Origin of the sequence: Cryobacterium inferilacus (assembly GCF_019599185.1) — a bacterium.
Lineage (GTDB): Bacteria > Actinomycetota > Actinomycetes > Actinomycetales > Microbacteriaceae > Cryobacterium > Cryobacterium inferilacus.
On record NZ_JAIEUL010000009.1, the window covers coordinates 35,659 to 50,716 of the forward strand.

The window sequence follows — 15,058 nt, forward strand, 5'->3', positions numbered from 1 at the left end:
GGCCGGATGAGCCATACTTGAGGGGTGGGCTCCAGTTCGCACGACTCCGATGACGGCACAACCGCTCGTGCCGCCGTGCCGTCCACCGCGCGCATCGTCGACGAGGGCATGCTCATTGCCATGGCCGCCGTGCGGATGGCGCTGAAGAACCGCATCATCGTGGGCGCCCTGCGCGAGCACACCGATTACGACACCGCCGATTACACCGCGTTGGCCCGGCGGGAACTGCTCGAGGTGGCCAAGCAGAACGACGAGGATTCCGTCAGGGTCGAACGGCTCGGCTCGCACCTGTCCCGCACCACCAAGACCGGCAAGGGCAGGGAGGTGGAGAACAAACGCCGCGACGTCGTGCGCCTCGGCCGCCGACAGACGCTGCACGACAATGTCGCCGAGCGGCTGCGCGCCCTCGCCGACGACGACGACCGGGTCGCCGAGATCGTGCAGAAGGCCAGGGCGGATGCCCTGCAGGAGATCAACGAGGCGCTCGCCGCCCGGCTGTTGGCCCAGAAGATCGACCCGAACCAGCCCGGTTACGCGGCCGCTCGCGCCGAGCGGATGCGCGCCGTCGGCAACATCGACCTCGCCGCGCTGGCCAAGAAGACCCGCAGCACCGACTGACGCTACGCTCAGATGGTGGATACCCAGGCAATACAGACGTTCCTTGACGACAGCGATTTCTCCGGAGTGGTGCTGGTGCGCGACGGCGACCGCACGATCTTCGAGGCGGCCAGGGGCTTCGCCACCCCACGCTGGCAGGTGCCCAACACCCTCGACACCCGGTTCGACACCGCCTCGATCACCAAGCTCTTCACCAGCGTCGCCGTGCTGCAGCAGGTGGATGCCGGTCGGCTCGACCTCGAAGCGTCCATCCACGACTACGTCGACCTGGGTGGAAGCAGCATCGGCACCGACGTCACACTGCTGCACCTGCTCACGCACACCAGCGGCATCGCCGACGACGTGGACGAAGAAGCCGGAGAGGACTACAACGAGTTCTGGGCCGCGACCCCGAACTACTCGCTGATCGAAACGATCGACTTCCTGCCGCTGTTCGCCGACAAGCCGCGACTGGCCCCGCCCGGGGTCCGGGTCGAAGATTGCAACGTCGGCTACATCCTCGCCGGCCTCGCCGTCGAGCGGGCATCCGGCCTGTCTTACCGGGACTACGTGCGCGAGGAGGTCTTCGCCCGCTCCGGCATGACCGACTCCGGCTTCTTCGACCGGCGCGACGCCGTCGAGCGGGTTGCAGAGGGTTGGGACCGCCGCGAAGACGGCAGCTGGGTGTCCAACATCTACAGCTCCCCGGCGATCGGCTCGCCCGACAGCGGCGCACACACCACCGCAGGCGACCTGATGAACTTCCTCAACGCCGTGCGCGGCGGCACGCTGCTCTCCAAGGAGTACACCGAGGAGTTCTTCACCCCGCAGGTGGAGTACGACGAGGACGTGAAGTACGGCTTCGGTCTCGAGTTCGACCTGGACGACAACGGCGCCGTGCGCTCGTACTACAAGGACGGCGTCAATGCCGGCGCCAGCGGCATCCTGCGGCACTACCCCAAGAGCGGCCTCGACGTGGTCGTGCTCAGCAACGCCGAAGAGGGCGCCTGGGACCTCGTGGTGGAGATCGACGCCCAGTTCTAACCGCTGTGCCTGGGGCATAACTCCTGCTATTTTCGAGCAGGCCTAGCGGATGCCCGGAATTCCGCGGGTGAGCACCGGCACCGGGGCAGAATTGCAGGAGTTATGCCGCCGGGAGCGGACAGCGTAGCTGGGTGCGCTCGCCGCTGCGGTCGATGTCGTGGTCGGTCATCGGTGCGCCGCAGAGCGGGCAGCGCGCCACCGGACGCTCCTGCACGGGCACTTCGTCGTCGTACGGGCCGAGCGGCGGCGGGCCGATGAAGGGCAGCAGCCGAGAGTTCAGCCAGCCGCCGAAGCCGGCTTCTCTCATGGTTGGTTTGCGCTTCTTGCCTGACGTCATAATGGTTAGTGTACTAACTAAATGTTGATGAAACCATGTGCGTCCCGGTGATCGGATGCCCGGAGCACCGCCCGCACGCCGCATGGCTGCCGACCGAGGAGATGTGTTGACCGAACTGAACGTTCTCGCCCTGGAGAACCAGGTCTGCTTCGCGCTCACCGTGGCGGCGCGCACCACCGTGGCCCTGTACAAGCCGATCCTGGAGCCGCTCGGGCTCACGCATCCGCAGTACCTGGTGATGCTGGCGCTGTGGGAGGAGCACCCGCGTACGCTCCGCAGCTTGGCCGAGGCGCTCCGGTTGGAGCCGGCCACGCTGTCGCCGCTGCTGAAGCGGCTGGAGGCGACCGGCCACGTCCGTCGTGAGCGGTCGGCGACCGACGAACGTGCGCTGCAGGTGACCCTCACCGAGCACGGCCTACGGCTGCGCGAGATCGCCGAGACCATCCCGGAGCGGGTGGCCCGCACCCTGGACATGTCCCCGGCGAGCCTGATCGCCCTGCGGGACAACCTGAACGCGGTCATCGAGGCGAGCACGGCCCCATCCCGCGAGCTGCCCTGACCCGGGCACGTCGCTCTGCTCGGCCGGGGCGGCTTGAGCACACAGGGCAGCTCGCCGGCGCCTCGCCCGGCGGACGGCGGCTACTCCGCGGCGGCGGGCCAGCCCAGAGCGAGCTCGGTCGCGGCAGCGCTCGCCGCGGAGATGTCCTCGGCGCTGCCGCCGTTTCGAGCCGCGGCCAGACCCACCAGAAACAGGCTCAGCGGCGCGGCCGGCCTGGCCACATTGTGGGCCACGTCCCTGGCCACGTCGAGCAGCAGGCCGGTGGGTACCACGGCCGGATCCAGGTCGAGCCGGGCCGCGAGAGCGGCCAGCCACTCGTCGAGGGCTTCTGGCGGCAGCGGAACGTTCGTGCTCATGGGTTCACTCCTCGGTGACGGCACTGACTGCGGCGCCGCTCGCGGCCGCGGCGTCATCACTTTCCATCCTGTCACCGGCGGCGCCGGGCTGGGCCACCGGCAGCGGGGCGGCGTCGAACCGGCCGCTGTCGGCGTCGATGGTGAGCACCCGTCCGATCAGCGGTTCACCGGTGCCGGTGATCAGACGGATGGCCTCGGCGGCCAGCAGGGCCCCCGCCTGACCGCGCAGCGCGCCCAGCACGCCGGGGTCGGCCGGGCTGGAGGCGGGGCCGACCGCATCCGTGCCGAAGAAATCACGCAACCGGGTGGCCCGCTGGCCGCTTCGCCGCGGCGGGCTCGACCAGAACAGTGACAGTTCGGCGTTGCCGCGCGCCACCGAGCCCCAGACAAGGGGCAGGCCGAGCGCGGCGCAGGTGTCGCCGACCAGGAACGGCTGCGGGCTCAGGTCGCTGCCGTCGATCACCAGGTCGTAGCCGCCCAGGATGCGCGCGGCCGACTCAGCCGTGAGGTCCTCGTCGTGCGCGGTCACGGCGGTGTCGGGGGAGAGGGTGAGGATGGTGGTGGTGGCCAGCACGAGCGCGTCGACGTCGAGTGGTCCCACGTCGGCGAGCCCGATCGTGCCCACGCCGGAGGCGGCGAGGGTGCGCAGGGCCGGGGCGCTGAGGCCGGTGGTGCCGAGCACCAGCACCCGGGCGGCCGCGAGACGGCGGTGCCCGATGTCGTCGATCGGGGGCAGCCGCAACTGGGGCAGGGTGCGCACCCGCTCCAGGCGCGCGGTTTCGGTGGGGCTGAGCGGCCCGGTGGGCTCGACGAGAGGGGGAAGTGCCATGACACCACGGTACGCGGCATTCGCACCCGTCCCACCCACGCACCCCCGCGCCCGCGCCGCCCCGCGCCCGCTCTCATGTGCTGCACGTCAGGGCCGGTCGCTGCGGCTACCCGCGGAACCGGATGGAGGATTAGGCTCGAATCAGGTTCCGCCGACGAACCACCCGCGGCGGGCCACTCGTCAGGAGGGCACCCATGAGCAGAGTCACGGCACGACGCAAGATCACCCGGTTGACCGTGGGTCAGCCGCCCATTCGCCGCGAAGACGTGCTCGCGGCCGAGGAGCCGCTGGAGATGCGCGTCAACGGCCGCTCCCTCGCCATCACCATGCGCACGCCGGGCCATGACGTCGACCTCGCCGCCGGGTTCCTTGTCTCCGAGGGCATCATCAGTGCGGGGGAGCACCTCGCCACCGCGCGCTATTGCGCCGGTGCCACCGCCGAGGGCGTGAACACCTACAACGTGCTCGACCTGCGCCTGGCGCCCGGTGTCGCCGCGCCAACGCCCAGCATGGAGCGCAACCTGCTCACCACCAGCTCCTGCGGCCTGTGCGGCAAAGAGAGCATCGACGCCGTGCGCACCAAGTCCACCTGGGACGTCCGGGCGGATGCGGCGCGCGTCGACGCCGAACTGCTCACGACCTTCCCCGACACGCTGCGCGCGGCGCAGGCGGTCTTCGAGAAGACCGGCGGCCTGCACGCGGCCGCCCTCTTCGACGCCGCGACCGGTGAGATGCTCGTGCTGCGTGAAGACGTCGGCCGGCACAACGCCGTCGACAAGGTGATCGGCTGGGCGGTCAAGGAGAACCTGCTGCCGTTGCGCGGCACCGTGCTGATGGTGTCGAGCCGGGCCAGCTTCGAGCTCGCGCAGAAGGCCCTGATGGCGGGCATCCCGGTGCTCGCGGTGGTGTCGGCGCCGTCTTCGCTCGCCGCCGAGTTCGCGACCGAGGTTGGCCTGACCCTGGTCGGTTTCCTCCGCGGCGACTCCATGGTGATCTACGCGGGCGAGGAACGCATAACGCAGGGCGCGCTCGCCGCCGTGTAGCCCGGCATCCGCCCGCCCCCAGGCCCGGGCGCCTCGGTCACGGCCGGGCTCAGGCCTCGTGCGGTATGAACCGCACGCTCATGGCCTTGTAGCCGGGCGTGTTCGACTCCCGCGCCACGAGCTCCCGGTGCATCAGCTGGTTGGCCTCGGGGAAGTACGCCGCCGCGCAACCCCGCGGGGTGGGGTACACCACGAGCCGGAACTTGTCGGCCCGGCGTTCCTGCCCGCCGAAGGTGCTGATCACGTCGACCAGGTCGCGGTCCTTAAAGCCCAGCTCGGTGACGTCGTCGGCGTGGATGAGGATCACCCGGCGGCCGTCCTTGATGCCGCGGTAGCGGTCATCCAGCCCGTAGAAGGTGGTGTTGTACTGGTCGTGGCTGCGCATGGTCTGCAGAATCAGGTGCCCGGGCGGCGGGGTGAGGTACTCCAGCGGGCTCACCGTGAACCGGGCCCGGCCGATGTCGGTGGCGAAGCTGCGGGTGTCGCGCGGCGGGTTGGGCAGCACGAACCCGTTCTTGTCCCGTAGCCGCTGGTTGAAGTCGGTGAAGCCAGGCAGCACCCGGGCGATGTGGTCGCGGATGACGTCGTAGTCCTCCGCCATCGCCTTCCAGTCCACCGGATGCTCGTCGCCGAGCGTGGCCTGGGCCATCCGCGCCACGATCACCGGTTCGGCCAGCAGATGCTCGGACACCGGACTGAGCCGGCCCTGGGTGGAGTGCACCATCGACATCGAGTCCTCCACCGACAGAATCTGTCGGCCGGTCGGATGCTTGTCATCGGTGTCGGTGCGGCCGAGCGTGGGCAAAATGAGCGAGGTGACCCCGTGCATCACGTGCGACCGGTTGGGCTTGGTGGAGATGTGCACGGTCAGGCCCACCCGCTGCATGGCGGCTTCGAGGGCGTCGGTGTCGCTGCAGGCGAGGGCGAAGTTGCCGCCCATCGACACGAACACGTCCACGTCGTCGTTCTCGAACGCCTCCACGGTGTTCACCGAGTCCAGGCCGTGTTCGCGCGGGGAGACGATGCCGAACTCGGCGTCGAGCGCGGCGAGCATGGCTTCCTTGGGCTTCTCCCACACGCCCATGGTGCGGTCGCCCTGCACGTTGGAGTGGCCGCGCACCGGGCAGGCGCCGGCGCCCGGCTTGCCGAAGTTGCCCTGCAGCAGCAGCAGGTTGATGATCTCCTTGAGCGTGTTCACCGAGTGCGGCTGCTGGGTGAGGCCCAGCGCCCAGCAGATGATGGTGGCGTTGGAGGCGGCCATCATTCTCGCGACCCCGCTGATCTGCGACCGGGACAGCCCGGTGGCCTTCTCGGTTTCGACCCAGTCGATCGCGGTGCGTGCGGCCCGGTACGCCTCGATGCCGTCGGTGTTGGCGTCGATGAACTCCTGGTCCACGACCGAGCCGGGCACCCGAGCCTCCTCCTCGAGCAGCAGGTGGCCGAGCGCCTGGAACAGGGCCAGGTCGCCGCCGACCTTGATCTGCAGGAACTCGTCGGCCAGCGGCACCCCGCCGCCGACGAGGCCGGTGGGCGTCTGCGGGTCCTTGAAGTTGAACAGCCCGGCCTCTGGCAGCGGGTTCACGGCGACGACCTTGCCACCATTGGCCTTGCACTCGGCCAGCGCCGACAGCATCCGGGGGTGGTTGGTGCCCGGGTTCTGGCCCACCACCAGAATCAGTTCGGCCACGTGGATGTCGTCGAGCGAGACGGTGCCCTTGCCGATGCCGATGGTGGGGTTCAAAGCCGAGCCGCTGGACTCGTGGCACATGTTCGAGCAATCCGGCAGGTTGTTGGTGCCGATCGACCGGGCGAACAGCTGGTAAAGGAACGCGGTCTCGTTGGCGGTGCGGCCCGAGGTGTAGAACACCGTGCGGTCGGGGGTGGTGGCGCGGATCTTCTCGCCGATCAGCTCGAACGCGTCGTCCCAGGTGATGGGGGAGTAGTGCGTGTCGCCGGGGCGCACCACCACGGGCTGGGAGATGCGGCCCTGGTTGCCCAGCCAGTACTCGGTCTTGCCGGCCAGCTCGGCCAGGGAGTGCTCGGCCCAGAACTCTGCGCCCACGGTGCGGAGGGTGTTCTCCTCGGCCACGGCCTTGGCGCCGTTCTCGCAGAACTCGGCGGTTTTGCGGTGCCCGGTCGATTCCGGCCAAGCGCAGCCGGGGCAGTCGGTGCCGTTGCGCTGGTTCAGCCGCAACAGCGCCCGGGCGGTGCGGCCCACACCGGCCTGTGCGATGCCGCGGTCCAGCGCCACGACCACGGCCTCCAGGCCGGCGGCGGCCTTCTTCGGGGTGCCGATAACGAGGTCGTTCTCGTTGATGTCCTTGACCGGTGCGCGACGTGTCATGGGTCCATCCTGCTCCTGCCCGGGCAGAAAGCGTGCACCGGTCTCGCCAGTTTTGGCGCTCTAACCGGCCGAAACCCGCGTCATGCGGCGAGTCCGTGCGCGTGTCGGGCGGTGCGGCCGCGTGTTCCGCCGCCCAGGTCGGTGCCGTCTGGCACCTGCGCATCCCGTTCCAGGCGCACGCCGGCGGCGATGCGCACGTTGCGACCGATTCGAGCGTGGCTGCCCAGGTGTGCGCCTCGAGCGACCAGGCTGCCCTCACCGATGTGCACATTCTGGCCGATGAAGACCTTGTCGCCGATGATCACATCGTGGTCGATCCAGCTGCCCGGTCCGATCCAGGCGTCCCGGCCAACCTCGGCACCGGATTCGATGTAGGCGGATTCGGAGATGAACGCGCTGGGTTGCACGCTGGACTTGCCGGACACCCAGCCGTTGCCGTTGGGGTGCCTGCGGTACTTCTCGATGACGCCGGACTCGACTTCCACGTCGATGTTCTTTCGCACTGGGGCTCCTCCCGTGACGCTCGTTGTGTGCGCCGCCCGCCACCGAAGTGCGGATGATACGCCTGAGGCCGAAGTTCAGCACATCAGAATGAGCGCCAACACAATCGGAAACACCGAATACTCGCAGGACATTCCGTGCGCGTGCCCAGTCTCACGGGCCCGGTGTGGCCGCAGCCGCTTGCGAGGGAGACCGCACGAACTTAGGGTGGCGGCATGTCGCCAGGAGAGGTGTTCCCCATCGTCAATTGTGTTGATCTGGCCGTCACCTCGGCCTGGTACCTCAGCGTGTTCTCTGGCACCGTCGGCTACACATTCCCGGAGGAGGGCGAGCCGGACTACCTGACCCTGCGCATCGGCGCCGGGCAGATCGCCTTCGGCCGGGGTACGGCGCCCGCCAGCTACGGCGACATCCCGCGACCGGCGACCGGGCACGCGGTCGATCTCTGCGTGTACGTGCCCGACCTCGCCGCCGTGGCTGCGGCGGCGGACCAGGCCGTGGTCGTGCCGCCGACCGACATGCCGTGGGGTGAACGCGTGGCCTATCTGCGCGATCCCGAAGGCACCATGATCCTGGTCATCCAGGATCCAGACCCTGATTGACCAGACCCTGATTGAGCGGATGCGTCCCGTCACGACTGAAAGTGGGCCCCGTCGGGCTCGAACCGACGACCCAAGGATTAAAAGTCCTTTGCTCTACCAACTGAGCTAGAGGCCCGCGGTTAATAACTTAGCGTGGATTGCCGGACGGTTTTTCTTGTCTAGCGTGGGAGCATCCGCCATTGACGTCGGGCACCACCCACCCACGACCGACAGCAGCCGCCTCACCCAGCCGAGAAAGCCAGGAGAAGAACGATGGTCGACGATTTTCACAAGCCCACCCAGTTCTCGGGCGCCAAGTTCGAGTCGATGATGGGGGGTGAAGACCCCGCCCAGATCAGCCGCATCGCGCACGAGACCGCTCAAGCGCTGCTCAACCGGGTGCGCGACAACCCCGACCCCGAGGTGGTTGAACGGCTGGTCGCGTACACCGACGAACACGGCGTTGATGCCGTCGCCGAGCTGTGGTCCCGGGCGACGCCGCGCAGCCTGCCAGGCGCGCTCTGGCGGATCTACCTGGTTCGGTTGCTGATCAGGCAGGATGCCGCCGGCACGGCCTTCCTCTACCAGCGCGGCATCGACGTGGCCGTGAGCATCGACCCGGTGGTGGCGGGAGCGGCGGTGCCGACGGGCCCGACCGAGATCATTCTGCTGGCCGACGAGATCCTACGTGGCCTGTTCACCGGCGACTTCGCGGTGGCACTGGACCGGGCCGCCGCGTTCTGCCGGGTGATCGGCGCCGGCTGCGCGAGCGTCGCCGACGACTTCGACAGCACCGAGCCCGGCCGTTCGAGCGAACTCACCACGCGCGCGCTGCGGTTCTCCACCACCGCCCAGGAGTTCGCGTCCTGCGCCAGGCTCTGGCGCAGCGACTCCCTGGAATAGCCGCCGCCGGGCGAACCGGAGCCCGGTGCGGGCATCCGGGAATGAACTCTCGGCCGATGTCGTTTACACTTGATGTTGGCCGGACCGCAGTAACCCCGGGCTCCAATATTCGCCGTCTAGAACGGCCTCGCGCCGAGAGGCGTTCTGCGGTCCGGCCTTCACTCTGCCCCGCCACTGCCCGCACGGCAGGTAACGGGGGCGCAACTATTTCTCGCTTCAGACCAAACCAGCAGCGACTCGGTACCGAACCCTCTGCATGGAAGGGGACTGGACCTGACATGCTGGATCTCATGACTGCTGAGTTCGACCTCGACGCCTCGTCGACAGCGCCTTCGAAAGAAGAGCTGCTCGCTCGGGTAGCCGAAGGCGATCAAATGGCTTTCGGTGAGCTTTACGACCAGATTGCTCCGCGCGTACTTGGCCTGGTCAAGCGCGTGCTGATCGATCACGCACAGTCGGAGGAAGTGACCCAGGAGATATTCCTGGAGATCTGGCAGACGGCGTCGCGGTATGAGTCACAGCGTGGCGGGGCCTCAACCTGGATCATGACCATGGCGCACCGACGTGCGATCGACCGGATTCGGTCGTCGCAGGCCGGACGCGACCGGGATACCAAGATCGGCATCCGCGACCTCGCGGTGCCGTATGACCACGTCGCCGAAACTGTCGAGGTGAAAATCGAGCATGAAAGGGTGGAAAAGGCGATGTCCAGACTGACCGAGCTGCAACGGCAGGCCGTGAGCCTGTCGTACTTCAGTGGCTTCAGTCATCGTGAGGTCGCCGACCACCTGCACATTCCGCTCGGTACCGTCAAAACCCGACTCCGCGACGGGTTGATTCGCCTGAGAGACGAACTGGGGGTTGCGTCATGAGCAACACCGACAAGCCAGACACCAACCTGACCGGCAACGCATCCGCTGACAACCCTGCTGACCTCGCCGGAGCCTACGCTCTGAACGCGCTCAACGCCGACGAGACCGCAGAGTACGAGCGCTACCTCGCCCGGTCGGAGCAGGCGCGCATCGAGGCCGCCGAACTCAGCGACACCGCCGTGGCCCTGGGCCTCGCCGTCGCTCCCGTGCAGCCGTCCAGCGCGCTCAAAGCCAATCTGATGGCCCAGATCGCCTCCACCCCGCAGCTGGCCCCGCTGGCTGCTCCCGCCACTCCCACGACGGTCGACCCGGCTCGCCCGGTCGAGACCGCCGCCACAACGGATGCGCCGGCCGCCGTCACCCCGATCGGCACGACCACGCCGTCCGGCCCCGCAGCCACTGCCGGGGACGCTCCTGCCGCGACCCCGAGCTCGGCCTCAGCGCCGGGCGCACTCCCGTCTGCCGGCTCCGGGTCCGCCGGGAGCGCGTCCGAGCGGGCCCAGCGGCGCTGGTTCCAGCGCCCCGCCGGGTACCTCGTTGCGGCCGCGGCGGCCGTTGCCATCTTCGCCGGTGGCACCTTCACCGGCCAGGCCCTGTTCGGTGGCTCAGCGGACCAGTCCGCCAAGCAGGCGGCCAGCCTCGCCGAGATCAACGCGGCAGCAGACAGCCAGCGGGCCTCCACCGAAACCGCCGGCGGCCAGGAGGCCACCCTGGTCTGGTCGGGCGAACTCGGCCTGTCCGCCATCATCGTCGAGGACCTTCCCGCTCTCGGTGACGACGAGGACTACCAGCTCTGGTACATCGGCGAGGGCGGTCCGGTTGCCGCCGGCACGTTCGACTCCGACGGCTCGGGCACGGTGTGGCGGGTGCTCGACGGCACCATGTCCGCCGGGGATGCCGTCGGCGTCACCGTCGAACCCGCGGGTGGCTCAGACCAGCCCACCAGCGACCCGATCGTCGCCATCCAGAGCTAGCCGCCACGGCGCGGGTCGACGTGCCGCACGGCGCCCGCTTCCGGGCGCCGCATAGGGCGCCACGTGGCAACTCGCGCTCGCACATCCGTTGCGGTCGCACAGCGCCCAGGGCACGCATCCGGCAAGTCGGTAGGCTCGGGGCATGACCCTGCCTTTCACGCTGCTCATCGACCCGGAGCCGGCCGACTCCACCCGCACCGACTTCGTCGACACGTTCCATGAGATCGACTCCGGCGCCCCGGCCTTGCGGGTCGCCGAGCTGAGCACACAGCGCGGCGACGGTATCTTCGAGACCCTCAGTGTGGTCAATGGACACCCGCAGGAGGTCGAGCCGCACATCGCCCGGCTGATCAACTCCGCGCAGATCTGCGACCTCCCCGTTCCCAATCCCGCCCAGTGGCGCGCCGCCATCGCCTACGCCGTTGAGCGCATCCCCGGTGAGGGCGAGCTGGCGCTCAAGTTCGTGCTCAGCCGTGGCGTCGAGCACGGCCCCGCACCCACCGCCTGGCTGCACGCCACCCGCGCCGCGGACTTCTCCGCCGTGCGCGAGCACGGCATCAGGGTGATCACCCTCGACCGCGGCTACCCGCGCGGTGTCGCCGAGCAGGCCCCCTGGCTCCTGATGGGTGCCAAGACCCTCAGCTACGCCATCAACATGGCGGCCCTGCGTGAGGCCAAGCGCCGCGGCGCCGACGACACCATCTTCCTCACCCACGACGGCTACGTCATGGAGGGCCCCACCTCCAGTGTGATCATGCGCATCGACGGTCGCTACGTCACGCCGGCGCCGAGCGGGGCCATCCTGCACGGCACCACCCAGCAGAGCGTGTTCGAGCACCTCGAGGCGCACGGCGAGAGCGTCGAGTACCGCGACGTCACCGTCGACGAGCTCCGGGCGGCGGATGCGGCGTGGCTGGTCTCCAGCGTGCGCCTCGCCGTCGCTGTGACCGCTCTGGACGGCGTGGAGTTCCCGCACGACACCGAGCTCACCCGAGCCCTCAACGCGGCCCTGCTGGCCCGCACGGGCTCCTAGCGCCCTGCCGCCCCAGACCCGGTGACGGTGTCTCGTTCCGCAGGCAGACAAAACGCCCGGCAGACCGTGAGGGTCGCCGGGCGTTCGAAATGCGGTGAGTGGAGGCTTAGCCGAAGCGGCCGGAGACGTAGTCCTCTGTGGCCTGCACGGTGGGGTTGGAGAAGATCGTGGTGGTGTCGTCGTACTCGATGAGCTTGCCCGGCTTGCCGGTGCCCGCGATGTTGAAGAACGCGGTGCGGTCGGAGACCCGGGAGGCCTGCTGCATGTTGTGCGTGACGATGACGATCGTGAAGTCGGTCTTCATCTCTTCGATGAGGTCCTCGATCGCGAGGGTGGAGATCGGGTCAAGGGCCGAGCAGGGCTCGTCCATCAGGATCACATCGGGCTGCACGGCGATGGCGCGGGCGATGCACAGACGCTGCTGCTGCCCACCGGAGAGGCTCGAGCCGGGCTTGTCCAGGCGGTCCTTCACCTCGTTCCAGAGGTTGGCGCCGCGCAGCGACTTCTCGATCAGGTCGTCGCCCTCGCTCTTGGGCATCCGGCGGTTGTTCAGCTTGACGCCGGCGAGCACGTTGTCGCCGATCGACATGGTGGGGAACGGGTTGGGCCGCTGGAACACCATGCCCACCTGACGGCGCACGAGCACCGGGTCGACGCCGGGGCCGTAGAGGTTGTTGCCGTCGATGAGCACTTCACCGTCGACGCGGGCACCGGGGATGACCTCGTGCATGCGGTTCAGGGTGCGCAGGAACGTGGACTTGCCGCAGCCGGAGGGGCCGATCAGCGCCGTCACGGTACGCGGTTCAATGGTCAGTGACACGCCCTCGACGGCGAGGAATTTGCTGTAGTAGACGTCGAGGTCGTTGACTTCAATGCGCTTGGACATGTGTTCCTTCGAATCTGGGTGAAGCTGGAGAGTCTGGGCGGCGGCGGCGTCAGCGGCCGAGTTTGGGGGAGAAGACCCGCGCGATGAGGCGGGCGGCCAGGTTGAGCAGCATCACGATGAGGATCAGGGTGAGCGCTCCGGCCCAGGCGCGGTCCACGTAGGCCTGCGCGTCGGTGCCCTGGCTGGCGTACTGGTTGTACACGAACACCGGCAGGGTCATCATCCGCTCGCTGAACAGGTCGTAGTTCATGCTGGCGGTGAAACCGGCGATGATCAGCAGCGGGGCGGTTTCTCCGATCACCCGGGAGATGGAGATCATCACACCGGTGACGATGCCCGCCAGCGCGGTGGGCAGCACGACCTTGACGATGGTCAGCCACTTGGGCACGCCGAGCGCGTACGCGGCCTCGCGCAGCTCGTTCGGAACCAGCTTGAGCATCTCCTCGCTCGAGCGCACCACCACGGGGATCATCAGCACCGAAAGGGCGATCGAGCCGCCGAAGCCGAAGCGGATGCCCGGGTCGTCGAAGAGCAGCGAGAACAGCGCGTAGGCGAACAGCCCGGCCACGATCGAGGGGATGCCGGTCATCACGTCGACGAAGAAGGTGATGCCCTTGGCGAGTCGGCCGATGCCGTACTCGGTGAGGTAGATGGCCGTGAGCAGCCCGATCGGCACCGAGATCAGGGTGGCGAGTCCGGTGACGAACAGGGTACCGACGATCGCGTGCAGGGCCCCACCGCCGGCGCCCACGACGTTGCGCTGTGACTCGGTGAAGAAGGTGGGGGTGAGGAAGGCGGGCAGTCCGTTGATCACGGTGGTGCCCACCAGGGAGATCAGTGGGATCAGTGCCACGACGAACGCGATGGTGACCAGCGCGGTGACCAGGCGGTCCTTGGCGCGGCGGATGCCCTCGACGAAGTAGGAGAACAGGAACAGGGCGATGCAGTAGAGCACGGTGCCGAAGAACAGGGTGCCGGCCCAGTTGAAGCCGTCGGTGACGCCGGCGAGGTTGATCACCAGGAAGAACGCGGCGACGACCAGCCAGCTGGCCAGGAGCACCATCAGGGAGGAGTTCTTGGGCAGTTTGCCGGCGGTGAGGGAGTTGGTGACGGGTGCGGACACGGTCAGGGTGGTGCTCATCAGTTCGCTCCCGAGAAGGCCTTGCGGCGGTTGATGATCAGACGGGCGATCATGTTCACGATCAGGGTGATGACGAAGAGCATCAGGCCCGTTGCCAGCAGGATGTTCACGCCGACGCCGTGTGCCTCGGGGAAGTTGAGGGCGATGTTCGCGGCGATCGTGGTGGGGTTCTGCGAGGTGAGCAGCTGGAACAGAATCTGCGGGCTGGGGGAGAGCACCATGGCCACGGCCATGGTCTCGCCCAGGGCGCGCCCGAGGCCGAGCATGGCGGCGGAGATGATGCCGGCGCGGCCGAAGGGCAGTACGGCCATGGTGATCATTTCCCACCTGGTGGCGCCGAGCGCGAGGGACGCTTCCTCGTACAGAACCGGGGTCTGCAGGAAGATCTCCCGGCAGATGGCGGTGATGATGGGCAGCACCATGACCGCGAGCACGATGGCGACGGTGAAAATGGTGCGGCCGGTGCCGGAGACCGGGCCGGCGAAGAGCGGGAACCAGCCGAACCACTCGACCAGGTTGGCGTAGAACGGTTGCAGCATCGGGGCGAGAACGCCGATACCCCACAGGCCGAAGACCACCGAGGGCACCGCGGCGAGCAGATCGATGATGTAGCCCAGGCCCGCAGCGAGCTTGCGCGGGGCGTAATGCGAGATGAACAGCGCAATGCCGATGGCGACCGGGATGGCCATCAGCAGCGCCAGGAACGCCGACCAGAGGGTGCCGAAGGCGAGCGGGGCGACGTATGACCAGAAATTGGTGAAGTCGCCCTTGAAATCGTCGGGTTCCGCCACGAAGGCGGGAATGCTCTGGATGAGCAGGAATGCGGCGACAGCGGCCAGCACACCCAGGATCAGCCCGCCTGCGACGAGGGTGGCCGTGGAGAAAATCCGGTCGCCCGGTCGTTCCTTGGCCTTGATCGCAATACGGTCAACTGCGGTCGTCATTCCGAGCGTCTCCCTGGAGGGGTGGGTGTTACCGGTAAAAGTGGATCTTGATCCGGACCCCAAGCCTCAGTGTGCCCGACCGGGCGACCGCGTGCAACGCGCTCGCCCGATCGG

The 15,058-nt window shown here is 68.3% G+C and carries 17 protein-coding genes and 1 tRNA gene; 9 read left to right on the top strand and 9 right to left on the bottom strand.

Features of this window, described 5'->3' with window-relative positions:
- Window positions 1–24: 24 nt before the first annotated feature.
- Both K2F54_RS09645 and K2F54_RS09650 read left to right on the top strand, forming a co-directional pair.
- Window positions 25–618: a hypothetical protein gene (locus K2F54_RS09645; protein ID WP_220605655.1), complete on the top strand. Its 594-nt coding sequence runs from the start codon at window positions 25–27 to the stop codon at window positions 616–618.
- Between the two features lie 15 nt (window positions 619–633).
- A complete protein-coding gene (locus K2F54_RS09650) occupies window positions 634–1,641 on the top strand; it encodes a serine hydrolase domain-containing protein (RefSeq protein ID WP_220605656.1) in 1,008 nt (335 codons plus the stop codon).
- Window positions 1,642–1,741: 100 nt separating this feature from the next.
- On the opposite strand, the gene K2F54_RS09655 is transcribed toward K2F54_RS09650, so the two are convergent.
- Window positions 1,742–1,978, bottom strand: a complete 237-nt coding sequence (locus tag K2F54_RS09655; protein WP_220605657.1) for a hypothetical protein — start codon at window positions 1,976–1,978, stop codon at window positions 1,742–1,744.
- An 82-nt stretch (window positions 1,979–2,060) separates the two neighbouring features.
- Here K2F54_RS09655 and K2F54_RS09660 point away from each other — a divergent pair, with 82 nt between their 5' ends.
- Window positions 2,061–2,537 carry a MarR family winged helix-turn-helix transcriptional regulator gene (locus tag K2F54_RS09660; RefSeq protein ID WP_220605658.1) on the top strand — a complete coding sequence of 159 codons (477 nt, stop codon included), beginning with the start codon at window positions 2,061–2,063 and terminating at the stop codon, window positions 2,535–2,537.
- Window positions 2,538–2,617: 80 nt separating this feature from the next.
- On the opposite strand, the gene K2F54_RS09665 is transcribed toward K2F54_RS09660, so the two are convergent.
- Both K2F54_RS09665 and K2F54_RS09670 read right to left on the bottom strand, forming a co-directional pair.
- The gene (locus K2F54_RS09665) at window positions 2,618–2,893 is read right to left on the bottom strand and encodes a DUF6457 domain-containing protein (RefSeq protein WP_220605659.1); all 276 of its coding nucleotides are present in this window, start codon (window positions 2,891–2,893) and stop codon (window positions 2,618–2,620) included.
- Window positions 2,894–2,897: 4 nt separating this feature from the next.
- Window positions 2,898–3,722, bottom strand: coding sequence for a HesA/MoeB/ThiF family protein (locus K2F54_RS09670; protein WP_220605660.1), 825 nt, complete (start codon window positions 3,720–3,722; stop codon window positions 2,898–2,900).
- Between the two features lie 194 nt (window positions 3,723–3,916).
- Here K2F54_RS09670 and fdhD point away from each other — a divergent pair, with 194 nt between their 5' ends.
- A complete protein-coding gene (gene fdhD, locus K2F54_RS09675; protein WP_220605661.1) occupies window positions 3,917–4,765 on the top strand; it encodes a formate dehydrogenase accessory sulfurtransferase FdhD in 849 nt (282 codons plus the stop codon).
- Window positions 4,766–4,814: 49 nt separating this feature from the next.
- Here the strand turns inward: fdhD and K2F54_RS09680 are convergent, their stop codons facing one another.
- Window positions 4,815–7,109, bottom strand: coding sequence for an FdhF/YdeP family oxidoreductase (locus K2F54_RS09680; protein ID WP_220605662.1), 2,295 nt, complete (start codon window positions 7,107–7,109; stop codon window positions 4,815–4,817).
- A gap of 80 nt (window positions 7,110–7,189) precedes the next feature.
- On the bottom strand, window positions 7,190–7,612 hold the full coding sequence (locus K2F54_RS19555) for a hypothetical protein (protein WP_220605663.1): 423 nt from the start codon (window positions 7,610–7,612) through the stop codon (window positions 7,190–7,192).
- Between the two features lie 213 nt (window positions 7,613–7,825).
- Between K2F54_RS19555 and K2F54_RS09690 the strand changes: the two genes are divergently transcribed.
- Window positions 7,826–8,212 (top strand): VOC family protein, encoded by a 387-nt coding sequence (locus tag K2F54_RS09690; protein WP_220605664.1) that lies wholly within the window; start codon window positions 7,826–7,828, stop codon window positions 8,210–8,212.
- A 42-nt stretch (window positions 8,213–8,254) separates the two neighbouring features.
- Here K2F54_RS09690 and K2F54_RS09695 read toward each other — a convergent pair.
- A tRNA-Lys gene (locus K2F54_RS09695) sits at window positions 8,255–8,327 on the bottom strand.
- A gap of 137 nt (window positions 8,328–8,464) precedes the next feature.
- Here K2F54_RS09695 and K2F54_RS09700 point away from each other — a divergent pair.
- The 4 genes from K2F54_RS09700 to K2F54_RS09715 all read left to right on the top strand — a co-directional run bounded on the left by K2F54_RS09700 (window position 8,465) and on the right by K2F54_RS09715 (window position 11,973).
- A complete protein-coding gene (locus K2F54_RS09700) occupies window positions 8,465–9,094 on the top strand; it encodes a DNA-directed RNA polymerase subunit beta (protein WP_220605665.1) in 630 nt (209 codons plus the stop codon).
- 290 nt (window positions 9,095–9,384) lie between these two features.
- A complete protein-coding gene (locus K2F54_RS09705) occupies window positions 9,385–9,966 on the top strand; it encodes a sigma-70 family RNA polymerase sigma factor (protein WP_255576941.1) in 582 nt (193 codons plus the stop codon).
- On the top strand, window positions 9,963–10,940 hold the full coding sequence (locus K2F54_RS09710; RefSeq protein WP_220605667.1) for an anti-sigma factor: 978 nt from the start codon (window positions 9,963–9,965) through the stop codon (window positions 10,938–10,940). The genes K2F54_RS09705 and K2F54_RS09710 overlap by 4 nt, the downstream gene beginning before the upstream one ends.
- Before the next feature lie 142 nt (window positions 10,941–11,082).
- Window positions 11,083–11,973 (top strand): aminodeoxychorismate lyase, encoded by an 891-nt coding sequence (locus K2F54_RS09715; protein WP_220605668.1) that lies wholly within the window; start codon window positions 11,083–11,085, stop codon window positions 11,971–11,973.
- A 106-nt stretch (window positions 11,974–12,079) separates the two neighbouring features.
- On the opposite strand, the gene pstB is transcribed toward K2F54_RS09715, so the two are convergent.
- The 3 genes from pstB to pstC are packed head-to-tail and all read right to left on the bottom strand — an operon-like array spanning window position 12,080 to window position 14,944.
- The gene (pstB, locus tag K2F54_RS09720) at window positions 12,080–12,859 is read right to left on the bottom strand and encodes a phosphate ABC transporter ATP-binding protein PstB (RefSeq protein WP_220605669.1); all 780 of its coding nucleotides are present in this window, start codon (window positions 12,857–12,859) and stop codon (window positions 12,080–12,082) included.
- Window positions 12,860–12,908: 49 nt separating this feature from the next.
- Window positions 12,909–14,000, bottom strand: coding sequence for a phosphate ABC transporter permease PstA (pstA, locus tag K2F54_RS09725; RefSeq protein ID WP_220605670.1), 1,092 nt, complete (start codon window positions 13,998–14,000; stop codon window positions 12,909–12,911).
- On the bottom strand, window positions 14,000–14,944 hold the full coding sequence (pstC, locus tag K2F54_RS09730; RefSeq protein WP_220605671.1) for a phosphate ABC transporter permease subunit PstC: 945 nt from the start codon (window positions 14,942–14,944) through the stop codon (window positions 14,000–14,002). The genes pstA and pstC overlap by 1 nt, the downstream gene beginning before the upstream one ends.
- Between the last annotated feature and the right edge of the window lie 114 nt (window positions 14,945–15,058).